General features: G+C 58.0%; 2 protein-coding genes. Both read left to right on the top strand.

The genetic code is table 11. From position 1 onward, the window contains the following. Window positions 1–768, top strand: a 768-nt coding sequence (locus tag KGA85_RS29430; protein WP_223543594.1) for an amino acid ABC transporter permease, incomplete at its 5' end; no start/stop codon positions are given. Window positions 769–802: 34 nt separating this feature from the next. Then, window positions 803–2,169, top strand: a 1,367-nt coding sequence (locus tag KGA85_RS29435) for an LLM class flavin-dependent oxidoreductase (RefSeq protein ID WP_223533959.1), incomplete at its 3' end; no start/stop codon positions are given.

Below are 2,169 nucleotides of genomic sequence, written 5' to 3' on the forward strand. Positions count from 1 at the left end.
GGTTTTCGCTCTCGCCTGTATTTGACCTGGGCAGTGCTGTTCGGCCTGTGCGTCATGTTTTTCATGAGCTTCGATCTGAAGTTCTCGATCATTCTGCAGAAGTTGCCCAACCTGGTCGGCCTGCATTTGGGGCCTGACGGTTTCTTGCAAGGCGCCGCGCTGACGCTGTTTTTGTGCTTCTGCTCGATCTGGCTTTCGTTGCTCCTTGGCTTCGTGACGGCGCTGGCGCGCCTGTCTCGCAGTGCGGTGGCTTTCGGCATTGCCAGTTTCTATGCGTCTTTTTTTCGCGGTACTCCGCTGCTGATCCAGATCCTGCTGATCTACCTGGGGCTGCCGCAGTTGGGTGTTGTTCCGGGCGCCATCAGCGCGGGGATCATTGCGCTCTCGCTCAATTATGGTGCCTACCTCAGCGAGATTTTTCGTGCCGGCATCATGGCTGTAGCACCCGGGCAGCGCGAAGCGGCGATGGCTCTGGGGCTGGGGCCTGCGGCAACGTTCCTGCACATCGTCCTGCCGCAAGCCATGCGCACGATCATTCCCCCGACAACCAGTCAGTTCATTTCAATGCTCAAGGACTCATCGTTGATATCGGTGATGGGCGTCTGGGAAGTGATGTTCCTGGCGCAGTCGTACGGTCGCTCGTCCTACCGCTACATCGAAATGCTCACCACCGCAGCCGTTATCTATTGGCTCCTGTCCATTGGACTGGAGTTGATACAGAACCGTCTTGAACGCCACTACGGCAAAGGTTTCAAGCATCAGCGCTGACCCGCTCCGTTTATTGACTTTTACAGGTACTACGATGTCCGATCCAAAACCTCTGTTGTTTGCGTTATACGAGCAAGCCAGTGTTGGCTGCGGCGGCGCGCCAAGCCTCTGGACGCACCCGGCTGACGAACGACTGACCATCAACTCGCTGGGCTACTGGTCCAACCTGGCACGCATCGCCGACCAGGCTCATCTCGACATGCTGTTTTTTGGTGATGTGCTGGGTTTCTACGATGTGTTTGGCGGTAATGCCGACGCTGCCATGAAGTGGGCGGTGGAAGCACCGGCCAACGATCCGTTGATGATCATCCCGGCATTGGCTGCGGTGACGGATAACCTCGCCTTCGGCGTCACTGTCACCACCAGTTATGAACATCCTTTCACCCACGCCCGGCGCTTCAGCACGCTGGATCACCTGACCAATGGCCGGGTCGGCTGGAACATCGTCACCTCCTACCTGACCAGCGCCGCTCGCAACTTCGGCCTGGAGCAGATGATCAAGCACGATGATCGCTATGAACGCGCAGATGAATTTCTCGATGTGGTTTACAAGCTCTGGGAAGGCAGCTGGGCAAATGACGCTGTGGTTGCCGACAAGTCTCGCCAGGTCTATGCCAAGGGCGATCGCGTGCGACCGATCAATCATGTCGGCGAGCATTACCGGGTGGCCGGGCCGCATTTGACGTCCCCGTCACCGCAACGCACGCCGCTGCTCATCCAGGCCGGTTGGTCCGGCCGAGGTCGCGAGTTTGCGGCCAAGCACGCCGAACTGATTTTCATCGCCAAATCCAACCCGCTGGAGATTCGCCAGGGACTGGAAGATATATGGGCGCAGGCCAGGGCACGGGGGCGTCAGGCGAAGGATGTTAAATCTCTGACGGTCCTGCGCATCGTTACGGCCAGGACCGAGATCGAAGCCCAACGCAAATACGACGCACTGCAAAGCAACTATCACTTGCAGGCGCAACTGGTGAGTTATGCCGGTGATACCGGTATCGACATCAGCCGCTACGCGGACAGCGATGCGTTATCCACTCACACCGAAGGCATGACGTCCTATGTGATGCGGCCTGATGGCAGTGGCAAGCCCTTGACCGCCGGCGATGTCAAACAGCGCTTTGCCAACGTCACTCGGGGCAGTGATCTGATTCTGGTGGGAACGCCGCAACAAGTGGCCGATCGGATTGAGGAGCACGCCCGAATTTCCGGCACCAGTGGCTACATGCTCAACCCGCTGATCAGCCCAGGCAGCCTCGAAGACTTTGTTGAACTGGTCATTCCTGAACTGCAAAAGCGTGGCTTGTATCGTACTGAACCACAGAGCGGTACTTTCCGTTCGCGGTTACGGGACGATGGCGCTAACCATTTACCGGATTCTGCCTACGGCGCCTCATTCCGCTT

This window comes from Pseudomonas sp. GL-B-12, from assembly GCF_019955895.1.
In the GTDB taxonomy this organism is placed as follows: Bacteria; Pseudomonadota; Gammaproteobacteria; order Pseudomonadales; family Pseudomonadaceae; genus Aquipseudomonas.